Origin of the sequence: Microbacterium sp. Root61 (genome assembly GCF_001427525.1) — a bacterium.
Classification (GTDB): Bacteria; Actinomycetota; Actinomycetes; order Actinomycetales; family Microbacteriaceae; genus Microbacterium.
Window position 1 is genome coordinate 327,944 of the sequence record NZ_LMGU01000001.1, and the last position, 15,754, is coordinate 343,697.

The window sequence follows — 15,754 nt, forward strand, 5'->3', positions numbered from 1 at the left end:
AAGGGAAGAACATGACGGAAATGACCATCACCACGCACGTGGTGGGCGAAGGCGACGACGCGATCACCTACGACGTTCACGGAGACCTCGCCGACGCGACGGCGGAGCGACCGGCGCTGTTCCTCTTCGGGGCGCCGATGGATGCCACGGGCTTCCAGGTACTGGCCGCACACTTCAGCGACCGGCCGGTGGTGACCTACGACCCGCGCGGCGCGGGACGCAATCCCGTCGGGACGGCCGACATCACCGCCGAACAGCACGCCGAAGATCTGCACCGGGTGATCTCCGCCCTCGGCGTCGGGCCGGTCGACGCGTTCGGCAGCAGCGGCGGTGCGGTGACCCTGCTGGCGCTGGCCGCCGCGCACCCGGAGGATGTGCGCAAGGTGGTGGCACACGAACCGCCCAGCGCGCCCGAGCTGCCCGATGCGGACACGGTGCTCGCGGTTGTGGCAGACATGAAGCGGACCTATGCCGAGCAGGGCGATGGCGCGGCGATGGCGAAGTTCATCGGGTTCGTGATGTTCGACGGGCCCGTGCCGGACGACTACCTCGACCAGCCCGCCCCCGATCCGGCGATGTTCGGCATGTCGGGCGACGACGACGGCTCGCGCACCAATCCGCTCATGCGCAACATGCCGTCGATCCTCGCCTACCGCCCGGATATCGCGGCCCTACGCGCTCTCGGCGACCGGCTCGTGCTGGCTGCGGGCGTCGAGTCGGGCGAAACGATGGCGGCGCGCGGAGCGCGAGCGATCGCAGCGGCCGTCGGCATCCCCGCGACGGAGTTCCCGAGCAATCACGGCGGCTTCACCGTCCAGCCGGGATTCCCCAGCGACCCCGACGGGTTCGCCGCGCGACTTCGCGACGTGCTCGCCTGAACGACAAAGCCTGAACGACGAAGCCCCCGCCGGATCGGCGGGGGCTTCGTCTGTGCAATGACTATTCGGCGAGGTGCGCGACGAGGAACCAGCGGTCCTTCTCGAGGCCGCGCATGATCTCGATCGCCACGTCCTGGCTCGTGAGGTCGACCTCATCCAGGCCGTCGACGGCGGCTTTGACATCCACGAGCACGGCGTCGATGTCGGCGATGATGTCGCGGACCATGACGTCCCACTGCGTGAAGCCGGCACGCACGGCGCTCTTGCCGGCCTTCTCAGCGACGGTGGAGAGGCGTGCGTCGATCGGCAGGCCGAGGGCGACGATGCGCTCCGCGGCGGTGTCCGACCAGTCCTGGGCATGCGTGACGACCGAGTCGAGCAGCTCGTGGATCGCGATGAAGTTCGCGCCACGGACGTTCCAGTGCGCCTGCTTGCCGTTGACGACGAGCGCCTGGAGTCCGATGACGACGGGCGCGAGGAACTGCGCTGAACCTGCGGCGACCGTCGGGTCTGCCGTGGTGGCGGGAATGGTCTGTGACTTCGTCATTGTTCGTCCTCCGTGGTGTGCGGGTGATGTCTGCAGGAACAACGCTACTCAGGCCGTCGCATTCCGCAAGCAAGCTGAGGCTCGGCTAAATCGCGCTCGGAGGTGCCGTGAATGCCAGGATGGAGCCGCTCAGCGACTACCGTCGAGGGGTGCCTTCTGCCGATCATGACCTCGGACCGCAGCATCTCTCGGAGCCCCGCCGCCGTGTGCGCCGCGAGCCGCTGGATCGATCCCCGGAACACGCCGAACCGGCACGCTTCCTGCCGCACGTGCAGGGGCTGCGCGCGATCGCCGTGCTCCTGGTCGTGCTCTACCACTTCTGGCCCGGGCGCCTCCCGGGCGGCTACGTCGGTGTCGACGTCTTCTTCGTCATCTCCGGGTTCCTGATCACGTCACACCTGATGCGCGAGCTGACCGCCACTGGCACGGTGCGGCTCGGCCAGTTCTGGGCGCGGCGCGCCCGACGCCTGCTGCCGGCATCCCTCCTCGTCCTCCTCTTCTGCGCGATCGTGGCGGGCTCGCCGTACCTCTCGCCGCTCTCTGCTTTGCCGAACGAGGTGCGCGAGATCATCGCGTCGACCTTCTACGTCGAGAACTGGTTCCTCGCGCTCAACTCGGCCGACTACCTGAACAACTCCGGCGACCCGACCACCGTCCAGCACTACTGGTCGCTGTCGCTCGAGGAGCAGTTCTACGTGATGTGGCCGCTGATCATGCTGCTGGCGGCATGGATCGCGGTGAAGTACTTCAAGGGCGGGCTGCGCCGCGCCGTCATCGTCGCCATCGGCGTCGTGACCGTGGCATCCTTCATCTTCTGCGTCGTCTTCACGCTGACCGACCCGGCACCGGCGTACTTCGTGACGTTCGGCCGCATGTGGCAGTTCGGCGTCGGGGCACTGGTGGCCCTGATCCCGATGCTGCGGATCAGCAACGCGATCGGCAGCTTCGTGCTCGGCTGGGCGGGCATCGTCGGGCTCGTGTACACGGCATTCACCTTTGACGGACAGACGACCTTCCCCGGCTACGCGGCAGCGTTGCCGACGCTGTCTGCGGCGGCGATCCTGATGGCCTCGAACACGCAGCGCTGGTGGTACCCGACGCGCTTCCTGTCGATCCGTCCGATGCAGTTCACCGGCGACATCTCGTACTCGCTGTACCTGTGGCACTGGCCGCTGATCATCATCGCGCCGTCGGTGCCGTTCTGGGGCCTCACGATCTACCACCGCGTCGCACTGCTGGCGATCTGCTTCGTGCTGGCGTGGCTCACGAAGAAGTTCGTCGAAGATCCGATGCGCGGCTGGAAGGTGCTCACCTCCCGGCCCGCCAAGGTCACCCTGTGGGCATCCTTGGCAGCGATGCTGGTCGTGGCAGGCACCGCGGGTGCGGCGTGGGCGATCAACGCCCCGGCCTACCGCGCCGGCGAGCAGGCGTTGTCGCAGCTGCGCACCGACCCGCCGCCGTGCTTCGGTGCGGCGGTCGTGCTCGACGCGGACTGCGCCGGCACCGACTTCGGCGACGAGATCCTGCCGGCGCCGGGTTTCGCCGGCATCGACCGGCCCGAGGACGCGCAGTGCTTCGTGCAGCTGAACGACTCGCGGCCCGTGTCGTGCGAATTCGGTTCGGACGCCGACGACGCACCCCGCATCGCGCTGGTCGGCGACAGTCACGCGTACCAGCTGCTCTCCACCTTCGAGCGGATGGCGGATGAGAACGGCTGGCACCTGACGACGTACTTCAAGGGCGCGTGTCCCTGGAACACGACGCCGCTGTCCACGCCCGGAGCGTTCGGTGCGGCGTGCACCGAGTGGCGCGACGGCGTGACCCGCTCGATGCAGGATCGCGACTTCGACGCCGTGTTCACGGCTGCGATCGCGACGACCCCGTACTCCTCTGCCGGCTTCGACTCGTCATACGACGCGGCCGTCGCGGGCTATCAGGATGCGTGGAGCGAGGTGCTCGATCGCGGCATCCCCGTCATCACCGTCGTGGACAACCCCGTGTGGGAGACCGATCCGAACAAATGCCTGCGCACGCGCGACATGAGCGCGTGCGACGGTCCCCGCAGCGAGCTGCTCGTCGAGAACGACCCGCTGCGCGCCGCCGCGGCCGGCCTCGACGGCGTGACCCTGCTCGACTTCACCGACGTGTTCTGCGACGACAGTTCGTGCTTCCCCGTGGTGGGGGGCGCGAACGTCTATCGCGACCAGGACCACCTCACGGTGACCTTCGTCGACACCCTCGTGCCGCAGTACACCGCGGCCATCGAGGCGGCATTGGCGGCCGCTCGGCAATAGGGTCGGAGCATGACGATTGCCGAAGGCGCTTCCGTACTGTCCGTCGCGGGCAAGACCCCCGACATCCATCCCACCGCGTTCGTCGCGACCGGGGGGAGGGTGATCGGAGCGGTCACCCTCGGCGAGGGCGCGAGCGTCTGGTACAACGCCGTCCTGCGCGGGGACAGCGACACGATCACCATCGGCGCCGGCAGCAACCTGCAGGACAACGTCGCGGTCCATGTCGACATGGGGCAGCCCGTCGTCATCGGCGAGAACGTCTCGGTCGGGCACAACGCCGTTGTGCACGGTTGCACGATCGGGGACGGCACCCTGATCGGGATGGGGAGCGTTATCCTCTCCGGTGCCGTGATCGGTTCGGGATGCCTCGTGGCCGGCGGCGCGGTCGTGCTTGAGGGCACCGTGGTTCCCGACGGCTCGCTCGTGGCCGGTGTGCCGGCGAAGGTGCGCCGCGAACTCACCGAGGAGGAGCGCGCCGGCATCCGCCGCAACGCCGCCACCTATCGGGCGCACCTGTCCACCCACGTCAATGCGGTGTCGGTGGGCTGAACGAGGCCGATCATGCGCATCGAGACGCTGCAGCCGGACGAGGTCTTCGTCTTCGGCTCGAACGCGTCCGGTGCCCACGGCGGTGGCGCGGCGCTGTTCGCCTACGAGTGCTTCGGCGCGGTGTGGGGACAGTCCGAGGGGCTGCAGGGGCAGTCGTACGGCATCGACACGATGTCGGGGCTCGAGGTCTTCCGCGAGCAGGCGCGACGGTTCGTCGACTTCGCGGCGCAGCATCCGGAACTTCGATTCGTCATGACCGAGGTCGGCTGCGGCATCGCGGGTTACACGCCTGCGCAGGTCGCCGGGTTCTTCGCGGACGCACCGCCGAATGTGGTGCTGCCGGAGTCTTTCGTGGACGTGCTGGGGGCGGGCTGATGCAGGCCTGGAGCTGGGAAGCGACAGCGACGCTGATCCAGGCGGTGGCGACCGTGATCGCCCTCGCGGGCGTCGCGCTCACGTTCTACCTGTCGCTGCGTGCGGAACGACGTGAGCGCGAGCGCACCCAGCAGGAGGCGGAGCGTGCCCGAGCCGGGGCCGAGCGGGCGGAACACGCGGCGGCGCTGGGAATCGACGCGCTGACTCGCATCGCGGAGAGCATCGAAGGGCTCGAGCGGAGGCGCGCCGAGTATGGTTTTCTCGCACAGCGGGCGGGGAAGGCAGCCTGGTCACTGACGCACGACGCGGGCGACGTCTATCGGCTGACGAACACCGGTGACGCCGTCGCCTATGCGACGACGGTGTCGACGGATGCCTCGGTAATCACGCCGGACGGACTGCCCGCGTCACTCGACGTGCCTCCGGGTGAGGGCGCCGCGTTCCGCGCGGAGATCGGGCCGTTGACGACCGACGCGACCGTCACCGTCGTGTGGGCGGAGTCGCCGCAGGACGAGTCGTCGCGCCGGTCGTGGCGTTACCCGCTGCCCGAGGCATCGCCGCACTAGCCGGTCTGCGCGGGCGGGTGGTGCTCGCCGCGGTGGATCTCGAAGACCTTCGCGCCATGCGGGCCGGGAACGTCGACGATCGGCTTGTCGTCCATGAAAAGACGGATGAGGTGCGCGAGCTCGTGCGGATGGCTGAAGTTGATCGCGTGCGCGGCGCCCTCGAGTACGACGATCAGGACGTGGTTCGGATCCTGCGCGGCGACTTCCTGGACGCGCGTCGGGTGGGGGAGCAGCGGATCCCGGGTGCCGAGGACGACGAGGGTGGGAACCTTCAGCTCCATCAGGCGCTGCAGCGTCGGGTACTGCGTGAGCGCCTTGAACATCTTGAAGGTGCTCGGGACCCCGAAGCGCAGGTAGTCGGGCGTGGCGACGGAGATCATCTTGATCGGCTCGCGCCCGCCGTCCTTGGACAGCTGGCCGATCGCCCGCCGCAGCGGCTGGTTGTGGATGCCTCCGGCGGGGGAGACGAGGATGGCGCGCTCGAGGCGCTCGGGAAAATGATGCGCGAACTCGAGGATGACAGGGCAGCCCATCGAGTTACCGACGAGACTCGTCTTCTCGATCCCGCGGTCGTCGAGGAACCGTGCCGCGGCGTGCGCGAGATCCGGGATGTCGAGCGCGACACCGGCCTTTCCGCTGCGGCCGAATCCCGGCAGATCCGGCACGAGTGTGTGGAACTCGTCCGCCAGCAGTTCGGCGGTCGGCAGCAGGTAGCGCCCGGACAGGCCGAAGCCGTGCAGGTGTGTGATCACACGCGCGTCGGGTGGATTGGCGGACTCCCGGTAGAAGATGTCGACTCCGTCGACCATGGTCCAGCGCTCGGCCAGTCCCGACGCCGGCGTGCGCGGATGCATCCGTGCACGATGGCGGTATGACGCCTTCTCGGCATTCTTGACCACCGCGAACCCCTTCCCGGATGGCGTGGCTCCATCTGGAAGTTCCCAGACGAGACCCGTGGTGTCAATACCAGCCGACGGTCGCGCGTGATGGATCACCCCAGGAGGGTGAAAGTGGGCGTGGGGGACTCCCGCCGGGTCACCAGCGACGGCCGTGCAGGCGCTCCTCGAGGACATGTGCGCACTCGGCCGTCATCGCCGCGTACTGTCGCCGTCGGCTGAGACCCTCGGCGGGCGAGTCGTCGTCAGGACGGTCGACCTCGGCGGTGGCGAAGGTGAGGGCAACGCTGGCGATCGGGTGGCCATGCGGATCGCGCACCACACTCGCGACCGAGGAGATGCCCGGGGTGACGTCGTCGTCCACGAAGCCGAACCCGAGGGTGCGCACCTGCCGCAGGATCCGCATCAGAGCGGACGGGCCGTTCGGTCCGGTGCCATGGCGCGTGGTGAACGCGCCCCTGTCCGGGTAGAGGGCGCGCACCTGGGCCGGAGGAAGCTCGGCGAGGATGGCGCGTCCGCTCGCTGTCAGGTGCGACGGGAGGCGGACGCCGACATCGGTGATCAGCGGCGACTGGGACGGATCGCGCACTTCGTCCAGATACAGCACGTCCCGTCCATGCAGGACGCAGACGTGGGCGCTGAACCGGGTCTGCTGCACGAGTCGGTTCAGGACCGGACGCCCCAGACGGGTGAGGGGCTGATGGTACGAGAATGCTGCGCCGAGTTCGAAGGCGGCGATCCCGAGCGCATACCGGTGCGTTCCGTCCAAGCGCACCAGGAAGCCCTCGTCGACGAGGATCTTCAGCAGCTGGTAGACGGTCGACCGGGGGAGTCCGGTCTCGTCGATGATGACGCTCGCGCCGGTGGGGCGCTGCATCCGGGAGAGGACACGCAGGATCGCCAAGGTCGCGCTCGCCGCCGGAGCCTTGGACTCGCTCATGTCACTCCGCTTCGCGATCGGGCGGGTCGCCCTGGGTCGATTCTAGAGCGCAGTCCGGGATCCCGGACACGGATTGCCCGGAACCCCCAAATCGAAACATCACCGAAACGAACCTCTCGCTTGACTGAGGAACACATGGAGTCAAGCGATGGAGTCATGGAAATGAAGCAGGATCTGAAGACTTACTGGGCCACCGGAGAACACGTGGAGTGGGACCGGCAGCTGCGCGAGTTCGGCTCGGCGGACGTGCCCGGAACGATCGTCCACGATGTGGTCGTGCCCGCCCGAGGGTTCCTCCGGGCCCGCGTCGTCGAGGCAGGCGATGTCATCCGCATCGTCAACGTGGCGGGCCAGCAGGTCATGGACGTCATGCTCTACGACGCCGACAACATCAAGAACGTGGCCTCGATGAGCAACACGATCTTGGCCGGAGGCACGAACAAGCTCACGACCGGTGTGACGGTCTACGCGAAGAACGGCCAGAAGCTCGCCACGGTCGGTCTGGACACCGCAGGCGTGGCGGCGGCGGACGGCGGCTACTGCAGCGACGCGGTGAACGAACTGCGCTACGGCATCGAGGGCAGCCCGAACTGCAAGCAGAACCTGGTCGCCTCGATGGCCGAGTATGGGATGACCCCCGACGATCTTGAAGAAGGATGCTTCACCGCTTTCCTCAAGCTCGAGCACGACCACGACGGGACAACCCGTCTCTACCCCTCGCCGAGCAAGCCGGGCGACGTCTTCGAGCTCATCGCCGAGCGACGCATCATCGTGTCCGCCTCGGCGTGCCCGTCCGAGCGCGCCGTCACCAACAACCACAACCCGACCCCCATGAAGGTCATCATCTACACCCCCGCAACGTCCTGACCCGCTCAGGAGAAACAGAGATACACCCGAGATCCATATTCGCGACGTCATCGATCCTCGAGAGCGTCATCCCGCAAGGAGCATCATGAGAAAGTCACTGATCAAGGCGGCGGCCGCCGTCGTCACCGGTACCGCCATGGCCCTGGCACTGATCGCGTGCGCCCCCGGTGCGGCCACGGAGGAGTCCGCCGCACCCGAGGCGAACCCGACAGTCGTGTTCGGCTGGCTGAAGTCCACGGCAGACCTCGCGGCTTACTACGCCGAGACGGTCGCGGAGGACGAGCCCATCAACCTGCAGTCCGAGTTGTTCAAGACGGCCGTCGACGTGCAGACCGCGCTGAACAGCAACCAGATCAACATCGGGATGCTGACTCCCGTCCATCTGCTGCGTGGGATCGAGCAGGGGCAGGACCTGGTGCAGATCTCGGGGAACACCCGCGGCAACTCCGGCATCATGCTGAGCAGTGAACTGGGCATCGAGAACGGCGACTGGGACGCGCTGAAGGATGTCCTGGAGGAGCGCAAGCTCACGATCGCGGCATCCCGCGGTTCGATCAACGAGGCGCTCGCGATCGCGACGTTCGAGCACCACGGCATCGATGTCGCGAACTCGATCGAACTGGTCAACGTCACCGACTTCTCGCAGCACGGCGAGGGCATCCGCCTCGGCGAGTTCGACGGAGCGTTCACGATGGAGACGTTCGCCACGCTGATGCAGGTGGGCGGCTACGCGAACCTCTTCGCCACGCCCTACGACACCGCCGCGGGCGACATCAACACGATCTTCGTGGCCAACCGCACGTGGGCCGAGGCCAACCCCGAGGCCGTGCAGGCGTTCGTCAACACGATCGCGACAGCGTCGAACGCTCTCGCGGATGACGACGAGCTGAACATCGAGGTCGGCATGGAGCTGATGGGCATCGATCGCGAGACCGCGGAGATGGCGCTGTCGAACAACCGCTATGAGATGGACCTGGGGGTGGAGGAGACCAAGGTCTTCGCCAAGATCTTCTACGACCTCGGACATCTGGAGCGCGACCTGAGCGGCGAGGTCGACGACTACGTCGACGCATCGTTCTACGAAGCATCCAAGTAGCACCCGGTTCCGCACCTGCGGGCCGCCGACAGAGCAGAGGTATTGGCATGAAACCCGGTCTTGCGCGACGGCTGGTGTACGGGGCGATCCTCCCCGTTACCCTCTTGGCCGTCTGGTCGATCAGTTCGGCACTCGAACTGATTCCCCGTACCTCGCTCCCGTCGCCGTGGAAGGTGGTCGAAGCACTCGGCACCTGGCTCTTCGGCACCGGCGGCGGCCCGTATGACGGAACCTGGTGGGAGGCGGTCGCTGCGAGCGGCGGCCGCGTCCTGCTCGGGTTCGGTGTCGCCCTGGTCCTGGGGGTGACCCTCGGCGTCCTCGCCGGGTACTTCACCCCCTTCGGGGAGATCCTGGATCCGTTCGTCCAGATGCTCCGGCCGATCCCGAGCACGGCCTGGGTGCCCCTGACGCTCGTGTTCTTCGGGTTCGGGTTCCAGGGTGCGGTGTTCCTTATCGCCCTGGGAGCCTTCTTCCCGATCTTCCTGAACACGATGGAAGGAATCCGCGGCGTCACCGGCTCGCTGACGCGCGTCGGCAAGATGCTCGGCTCCAGCACCTTCCAGCTGCTGCGCTACTTCGTCGTGCCGGCATCCCTCCCGAACATCTTCATCGGCATCCGCCTCAGCGTGGGCCTGTCCTGGGTGCTCGTGGTGGTCGCCGAGATGCTGTCCGTACGAGCGGGCATCGGGTACACGCTCATGGACGCGTACTCGATGGGGCGGTACGACGTCATCATCGCCGCGATGATCACGCTGGGGCTGCTCGGATTCCTCTCCGACCGGCTGGTCGTCCTGATCCAGCACCGAGTACTGAAGTGGCACAGAGAGACGAGCATTCAGAATGGCTGACACGATCGTTCACTGCGCCGATATCGTGCGCACCTTCACCGCCGCAGACGGAACCCGCAACGAGGTGCTGCGGGGCGTCGATCTGGAGGTCCAGCGCGGCGAGTGCGTCGTCATCATCGGTCCGTCGGGTTGCGGCAAGTCCACGCTGCTGAACATCCTCGCCGGGTTCGACAAGCCGAACTCGGGAACGGTGACCGTCGCCGGGGCACCGGTGACCCGGCCGGGCCCCGACCGGGCGGTCGTCTTCCAGGACTACGCGCTGCTGCCCTGGTTGAGCACGCTGGAGAACGTCGCCGTCGGCCTGCGCATCGCGGGCATGAAGAAGCAGGAGCGACTCGCCAAGGCGCGCCACTACCTCGATGTCGTCGGTCTCGGACATGCCGCCGACCGCGAGGTGTACCGCCTCTCCGGCGGGATGCAGCAGCGCGTGTCGATCGCTCGCGCGCTCGCTCTTGAGCCGGCGATCCTCCTCATGGACGAGCCGTTCGGAGCACTGGACGCGATCCAGCGCGGCATCATGCACCGCGAGCTGACGCGCATCCGCAAGGAGACCAACAGCACGGTGCTCTTCATCACGCACAGCCTCGAGGAGGCGGTGTATCTCGGCGATCGCGTCATCGCGCTCAGCCACGGCACCGCCGGCGCTCCCGCCGAGGTTCGCGTGCCGATCCAGTACCCGCGGGATCCGCTGTCCGAGGAGTTCACCGACGTCATGCGTCAGGTCCGGGCGCTGCTTCCGGAGGAGTGAGCGGAACTGCGACGACGAAGGCCCCCTCCGCGGAGGGGGCCTTCGTCGTGCAATCGGAGGGGCTGACGGGAATCGGCCACTCCGCCTCTCCACCCGCCGACTGCGTCGGCGCGCGGAGCCGCGGGCGGAGCGGGACCCCCCGAAGCGGGTCGGTTCCTACGGCAGCAACACGAATGCCCTGCCGTACCGACTTCGTCGGCGCGTCAGGGCATTGGAGGGGCTGACGGGAATCGAACCCGCATCATTAGTTTGGAAGACTAAGGCTTTACCACTAAGCTACAGCCCCGAATCCGGCGTGTTTCCGCCGGATCAGGCGTATTCAATTGTCGGTATCTCGCCGCGGCGTGCCGCAGCATCCACAATCCTAACGGATGCCGGCGCCCCTCCTTGTCAGCCCCGCGTTGGTGTCGTCCTCAGGAGCGGACATAGCCACAGTGTCGGAGGGGTGGGCACGGAATCGTCCGGCATTGTGCAGATCTCCGACGTGGTGGCGGCCGCGAACCGTCGCACAGCAACGCGCAGAATGCTCCCACCCTTGTCGGCTAGACTTCTCAGGGCCGTTTCGTGTCCGCGTTCGCGCGGATCCTGCCCGGGGCGTAGCTCAGCTTGGTAGAGCGCCCGCTTTGGGAGCGGGAGGCCGCAGGTTCAAATCCTGTCGCCCCGACTTTTGGCCCCATCAGACCCCAGACCTTCAGCCGCCGTGCTCACGCGCGGAACACAGAGGAGAACGAACAGAATGGTGAACAGCACCGTCGAGAAGCTCACCCCCACCCGGGTGAAGCTGCACATCACGGTCACGCCGGATGAGCTCAAGCCGAGCATCGCTCACGCTTACGAGCACATCGCGCAGGACGTGCAGATCCCCGGCTTCCGCAAGGGCAAGGTTCCTGCCCCGATCATCGACCAGCGCGTCGGTCGCGGCACCGTGCTCGAGCACGCTGTCAGCGAGGGCCTGGACACGTTCTACCGCGAGGCCGTCGAAGCCCAGGGCGTCCGCGTCATCGGCCGTCCCGCCGCCGACGTCGTCGTGTGGCCGAACGAGAAGGACTTCTCGGGCGACCTGCAGGTCGAGGTCGAGGTCGACGTCCGTCCCGAGTTCGACCTTCCCGCCTTCGAGGGCATCACTGTCACGGTCGACGCCGTCGAGGTCGACGACGCCGCCATCGACGAGGAGCTCGACCGCCTGCGCAGCCGCTTCGGCACGCTCGTGACCGTCGACCGCCCCGCCGCGACCGGTGACTTCGTCGAGCTGGACCTCGTCGCCACGATCGACGGCAACGAGATCGACCGCGCCGAGGGCGTGTCCTACGAGGTCGGCTCCGGCGAGCTGCTCGAGGGCATCGACGAGGCCATCGACTCCCTCACCGCCGGTGAGGACACCACGTTCCGCTCGACCCTGGTCGGCGGCGAGCACGCCGGTGAAGAGGCCGAGGTCGCCGTCACCGTCAAGGCCGTCAAGGAGCGCGAGCTGCCCGAGGCCGACGACGACTTCGCGCAGATCGCGAGCGAGTTCGACACCATCGCCGAGCTGCGCGAGAGCCTCTCGGAGCGCGTCTCCCAGCAGTCCGTCTTCACGCAGGGCTCGGCCGCGCGCGACAAGCTGATCGAAGAGCTGCTCACGCAGGTCGAGATCCCGGTTCCGCCGAAGCTGATCGAGGACGAGGTTCACACCCACCTCGAGGGCGAAGGCCGTCTCGAGGACGAGGTGCACCGCGCCGAGGTCACCGAGGCGAGCGAGAAGCAGTTCCGCACGCAGATGATCCTGGACGCCATCGCCGAGCAGGCGAACGTCTCGGTCTCGCAGGACGAGCTCACGCAGTACCTCATCCAGTCCGCAGCTCAGTACGGCATGGCGCCGCAGGAGTTCGTCGAGACGATCCAGGCCAACGGCCAGCTGCCGGCCCTGGTCGGCGAGGTCGCGCGCAACAAGGCCCTGGCCGTTGCGCTCGGCAAGGTCACCGTCGTCGACACCGCCGGCAAGACGGTCGACCTGGCCGGCTTCATCGCCGTCGAGGACGAGGCCGCGGCTGAAGAGGACGTCGTCGAAGAGGCCGAGGAGATCGCGGACGCCGCGGCCGAGGCCGACGCCATCATCGAGGCCGAAGAGAAGCCGGCCAAGAAGGCTCCGGCCAAGAAGGCCCCCGCCAAGAAGGCCGCGACCGACGAGGCTCCGGCCGAGAAGGCTCCCGCCAAGAAGGCTCCGGCGAAGAAGGCTCCGGCCAAGAAGGCCGACGCAGAGTAGAGACCGCACGGTTTCAGGGAGAGGCGGATGCTGCGGCATCCGCCTCTCTCGCGTTTCACGGGTCGGAGCGCGACACGGCTATGCCGACGGCGAACACGGGGAGTGGGCGCGCGGCCCGCCGGTAGATTCGTAGCCAAGACCACGAATTCAGGAGCACACATGGCCGCTGAACCCCTTATCGCCACGAGCGTCTTCGACAGGCTGCTCCGAGACCGGATCATCTGGCTCGGCTCGGAAGTGCGGGATGAGAACGCGAACGAAATCTGCGCGAAGATCCTCCTCCTTGCCGCCGAGGACCCTGACAAAGACATCTTCCTCTACGTGAACTCGCCGGGTGGATCGATCACCGCCGGTATGGCGATCTACGACACGATGCAGTTCGTGCCGAACGACATCGTCACCGTCGGCATCGGCATGGCCGCCTCGATGGGCCAGCTGCTGCTCACGAGCGGCACCAAGGGCAAGCGGTACATCACGCCCAACGCCCGCGTCCTGCTGCACCAGCCGCACGGCGGCTTCGGCGGCACCTCCAGCGACATCCAGACGCAGGCCCAGCTCATCATCTCGATGAAGAACCGCCTCGCCGAGATCACCGCTGCCCAGACCGGCAAGTCGGTCGAGCAGATCAACGAGGACGGCGACCGCGACCGTTGGTTCACGGCCGAAGAGGCTCTCGAGTACGGCTTCGTCGACCACATCCGCGCGCACCTCGGTGACGTCGTCGGTGGCGGCGGAACCGCAGACTGACCGGCATCCGAAGGCGAAAGACAGGAACGATACACATGCACACACCCACCTTCGGTGGCGCGCCCCAGGGACTGCAGATGCCGGGCAGCCGCTACATCCTCCCGCAGTTCGAGGAGCGCACGGCCTACGGCTACAAGCGTCAGGACCCGTACAACAAGCTGTTCGAAGACCGCGTGATCTTCCTCGGCGTGCAGGTCGACGACGCATCGGCCGATGACGTCATGGCCCAGCTCCTCGTGCTCGAGAGCCAGGACCCCGACCGCGACATCATCATGTACATCAACTCGCCCGGCGGCTCGTTCACGGCCATGACGGCGATCTACGACACGATGCAGTACATCAGCCCCCAGATCCAGACGGTCGTGCTCGGGCAGGCCGCCTCGGCTGCCGCCGTGCTGCTGGCCGCCGGTGCACCGGGCAAGCGCCTGGCGCTGCCGAACGCGCGCGTGCTCATCCACCAGCCCGCGGTGGGGGAGTCCGGCCACGGCCAGGCGTCCGACATCGAGATCCAGGCAGCTGAGATCCTGCGCATGCGCACCTGGCTCGAGGCGACGCTGTCCAAGCACTCGAATCGCCCCGTCGAGCAGGTCCACAAGGACATCGACCGCGACAAGATCCTCTCCGGCGCCGAGGCGCTCGAGTACGGCCTTGTCGACCAGGTCCTGACCTCGCGCAAGCGCAACCCGCCGGCCATCACGAAGTAGGTCGGTTCCTCGATGCCCCGTCGCCCTGTGCGGCGGGGCATCGTCGTGCGCTGAGGGCGTAACCGTCGGACCGTCCTCCACAATGCGCGCCGCAATCCCGGCCGTTGTCCCTGCCAGCGACTAGGCTCGGAGGACATCCTGGGGATGGTCCCAGCACGAGGAGGAGCCTGATGGCACGCATCGGTGAGAGCGCCGACCTGTTCAAGTGCTCCTTCTGCGGAAAGAGCCAGAAACAGGTCCAGCAGCTGATCGCGGGCCCCGGCGTGTACATCTGCGACGAGTGCGTCGAGCTGTGCAACGAGATCATCGAAGAGCGCATGGCCGAGTCGACCTCGGGCGTCGTGTCTGATTTCGACCTCCCGAAGCCGCGTGAGATCTTCTCCTTCCTCGAGGAGTACGTCGTCGGGCAGGAAGCCGCCAAGCGCGCTCTGTCGGTCGCGGTGTACAACCACTACAAGCGCATCCGCGCCCACGGCACGCTCCAGACCGCAGAGCAGCGGGCCGACGAGGTCGAGATCGCCAAGAGCAACATTCTGCTGATCGGCCCGACCGGTTGCGGCAAGACCTACCTCGCGCAGACGCTCGCGAAGCGCCTGAACGTGCCGTTCGCGGTCGCGGATGCCACGGCCCTCACCGAGGCCGGCTACGTCGGCGAAGACGTCGAGAACATCCTCCTCAAGCTGATCCAGGCCGCAGATTTCGACACGAAGCGCGCCGAGACCGGCATCATCTACATCGACGAGGTCGACAAGATCGCGCGCAAGGCGGAGAACCCCTCCATCACGCGGGATGTCTCGGGTGAAGGCGTGCAGCAGGCGTTGCTGAAGATCCTCGAGGGCACCGTCGCCTCCGTTCCGCCGCAGGGCGGTCGCAAGCACCCGCACCAGGAGTTCATCCAGATCGACACGACGAACGTGCTGTTCATCGTGGCAGGCGCATTCGCCGGGCTGGAAGACATCATCTCCTCGCGCGTCGGCAAGCACGGTATCGGCTTCGGCGCCCCGTTGCACAACAAGGGCGACGACCTCAGCCTGTTCGGCGAAGTGCTGCCCGAAGACCTCCACAAGTTCGGGCTGATTCCCGAGTTCATCGGTCGACTGCCGGTCGTGGCATCCGTCACTCCGCTCGACCAGGACGCGCTGATGGAGATCCTGACCGAGCCGCGCAACGCGCTCGTCAAGCAGTATCAGCGCATGTTCGAGCTCGACGGTGTCCAGCTCGAGTTCGAGGAAGACGCGCTGCGCTCGATCGCCGACCTGGCCGTGCTGCGCAAGACCGGCGCCCGTGGGCTGCGTGCGATCCTCGAAGAGGTGCTCGGACCGATCATGTTCGACATCCCCTCGGCCGAGGACGTCGCCAAGGTCACGGTGACACGAGCAGCCGTCGAAGACGGCGCCGCCCCGGTGTTCGAGCTTCGCGACACCCGCAAGAGCGCCTGACCCGCGTCTGAGTCGCCC

At 67.2% G+C, this 15,754-nt stretch carries 16 protein-coding genes and 2 tRNA genes; 14 read left to right on the forward strand and 4 right to left on the reverse strand.

Translation table 11 applies throughout. The features are described from left to right. Positions 1-20: 20 nt before the first annotated feature. On the forward strand, positions 21-878 hold the full coding sequence (locus tag ASD65_RS01625) for an alpha/beta fold hydrolase (RefSeq protein ID WP_235566572.1): 858 nt from the start codon (positions 21-23) through the stop codon (positions 876-878). Positions 879-939: 61 nt separating this feature from the next. Here the strand turns inward: ASD65_RS01625 and ASD65_RS01630 are convergent, their stop codons facing one another. Then, on the reverse strand, positions 940-1,425 hold the full coding sequence (locus ASD65_RS01630) for a Dps family protein (protein WP_056217539.1): 486 nt from the start codon (positions 1,423-1,425) through the stop codon (positions 940-942). A 149-nt stretch (positions 1,426-1,574) separates the two neighbouring features. Between ASD65_RS01630 and ASD65_RS01635 the strand changes: the two genes are divergently transcribed. From ASD65_RS01635 to ASD65_RS01650, 4 genes are read left to right on the forward strand one after another with little or no spacing between them, the layout of a single operon-like run. Then, the gene (locus ASD65_RS01635) at positions 1,575-3,719 is read left to right on the forward strand and encodes an acyltransferase family protein (protein WP_056224369.1); all 2,145 of its coding nucleotides are present in this window, start codon (positions 1,575-1,577) and stop codon (positions 3,717-3,719) included. Positions 3,720-3,728: 9 nt separating this feature from the next. Further along, complete coding sequence (locus ASD65_RS01640) at positions 3,729-4,268, forward strand: gamma carbonic anhydrase family protein (protein ID WP_056217541.1); 540 nt, start codon at positions 3,729-3,731, stop codon at positions 4,266-4,268. A 12-nt stretch (positions 4,269-4,280) separates the two neighbouring features. Next, positions 4,281-4,643 carry an A1S_2505 family phage non-structural protein gene (locus tag ASD65_RS01645; RefSeq protein WP_056217544.1) on the forward strand — a complete coding sequence of 121 codons (363 nt, stop codon included), beginning with the start codon at positions 4,281-4,283 and terminating at the stop codon, positions 4,641-4,643. Beyond that, positions 4,643-5,209 (forward strand): hypothetical protein, encoded by a 567-nt coding sequence (locus ASD65_RS01650; protein WP_056217546.1) that lies wholly within the window; start codon positions 4,643-4,645, stop codon positions 5,207-5,209. The genes ASD65_RS01645 and ASD65_RS01650 overlap by 1 nt, the downstream gene beginning before the upstream one ends. On the opposite strand, the gene ASD65_RS01655 is transcribed toward ASD65_RS01650, so the two are convergent. Continuing rightward, positions 5,206-6,108, reverse strand: coding sequence for an alpha/beta fold hydrolase (locus tag ASD65_RS01655; protein ID WP_235566573.1), 903 nt, complete (start codon positions 6,106-6,108; stop codon positions 5,206-5,208). The genes ASD65_RS01650 and ASD65_RS01655 overlap by 4 nt on opposite strands. Before the next feature lie 136 nt (positions 6,109-6,244). After that, positions 6,245-7,045 (reverse strand): IclR family transcriptional regulator, encoded by an 801-nt coding sequence (locus tag ASD65_RS01660; protein WP_082561529.1) that lies wholly within the window; start codon positions 7,043-7,045, stop codon positions 6,245-6,247. A 162-nt stretch (positions 7,046-7,207) separates the two neighbouring features. On the opposite strand from ASD65_RS01660, the gene ASD65_RS01665 reads away from it, so the two are divergent. The 4 genes from ASD65_RS01665 to ASD65_RS01680 all read left to right on the forward strand — a co-directional run bounded on the left by ASD65_RS01665 (position 7,208) and on the right by ASD65_RS01680 (position 10,604). Then, a complete protein-coding gene (locus tag ASD65_RS01665) occupies positions 7,208-7,912 on the forward strand; it encodes a DUF1989 domain-containing protein (protein WP_056217549.1) in 705 nt (234 codons plus the stop codon). 85 nt (positions 7,913-7,997) lie between these two features. Then, a complete protein-coding gene (locus ASD65_RS01670; protein ID WP_056217552.1) occupies positions 7,998-9,008 on the forward strand; it encodes an ABC transporter substrate-binding protein in 1,011 nt (336 codons plus the stop codon). Positions 9,009-9,055: 47 nt separating this feature from the next. Continuing rightward, positions 9,056-9,856 (forward strand): ABC transporter permease, encoded by an 801-nt coding sequence (locus tag ASD65_RS01675; protein WP_082561531.1) that lies wholly within the window; start codon positions 9,056-9,058, stop codon positions 9,854-9,856. Continuing rightward, on the forward strand, positions 9,849-10,604 hold the full coding sequence (locus tag ASD65_RS01680; protein ID WP_056217557.1) for an ABC transporter ATP-binding protein: 756 nt from the start codon (positions 9,849-9,851) through the stop codon (positions 10,602-10,604). The genes ASD65_RS01675 and ASD65_RS01680 overlap by 8 nt, the downstream gene beginning before the upstream one ends. 212 nt (positions 10,605-10,816) lie before the next feature. On the opposite strand, the gene ASD65_RS01685 is transcribed toward ASD65_RS01680, so the two are convergent. Further along, positions 10,817-10,890, reverse strand: a tRNA-Gly gene (locus tag ASD65_RS01685). Positions 10,891-11,194: 304 nt separating this feature from the next. Here ASD65_RS01685 and ASD65_RS01690 point away from each other — a divergent pair. The 5 genes from ASD65_RS01690 (at position 11,195) to clpX (ending at position 15,736) form a co-directional block, all read left to right on the forward strand. Beyond that, positions 11,195-11,268, forward strand: a tRNA-Pro gene (locus ASD65_RS01690). A gap of 75 nt (positions 11,269-11,343) precedes the next feature. After that, positions 11,344-12,846, forward strand: coding sequence for a trigger factor (tig, locus tag ASD65_RS01695; protein ID WP_200948690.1), 1,503 nt, complete (start codon positions 11,344-11,346; stop codon positions 12,844-12,846). Positions 12,847-13,005: 159 nt separating this feature from the next. After that, the gene (locus tag ASD65_RS01700; RefSeq protein ID WP_056217561.1) at positions 13,006-13,593 is read left to right on the forward strand and encodes an ATP-dependent Clp protease proteolytic subunit; all 588 of its coding nucleotides are present in this window, start codon (positions 13,006-13,008) and stop codon (positions 13,591-13,593) included. Between the two features lie 35 nt (positions 13,594-13,628). Beyond that, a complete protein-coding gene (locus ASD65_RS01705; RefSeq protein WP_056217563.1) occupies positions 13,629-14,297 on the forward strand; it encodes an ATP-dependent Clp protease proteolytic subunit in 669 nt (222 codons plus the stop codon). A gap of 170 nt (positions 14,298-14,467) precedes the next feature. Then, on the forward strand, positions 14,468-15,736 hold the full coding sequence (gene clpX, locus ASD65_RS01710) for an ATP-dependent Clp protease ATP-binding subunit ClpX (protein WP_056217565.1): 1,269 nt from the start codon (positions 14,468-14,470) through the stop codon (positions 15,734-15,736). Positions 15,737-15,754: the final 18 nt, after the last annotated feature.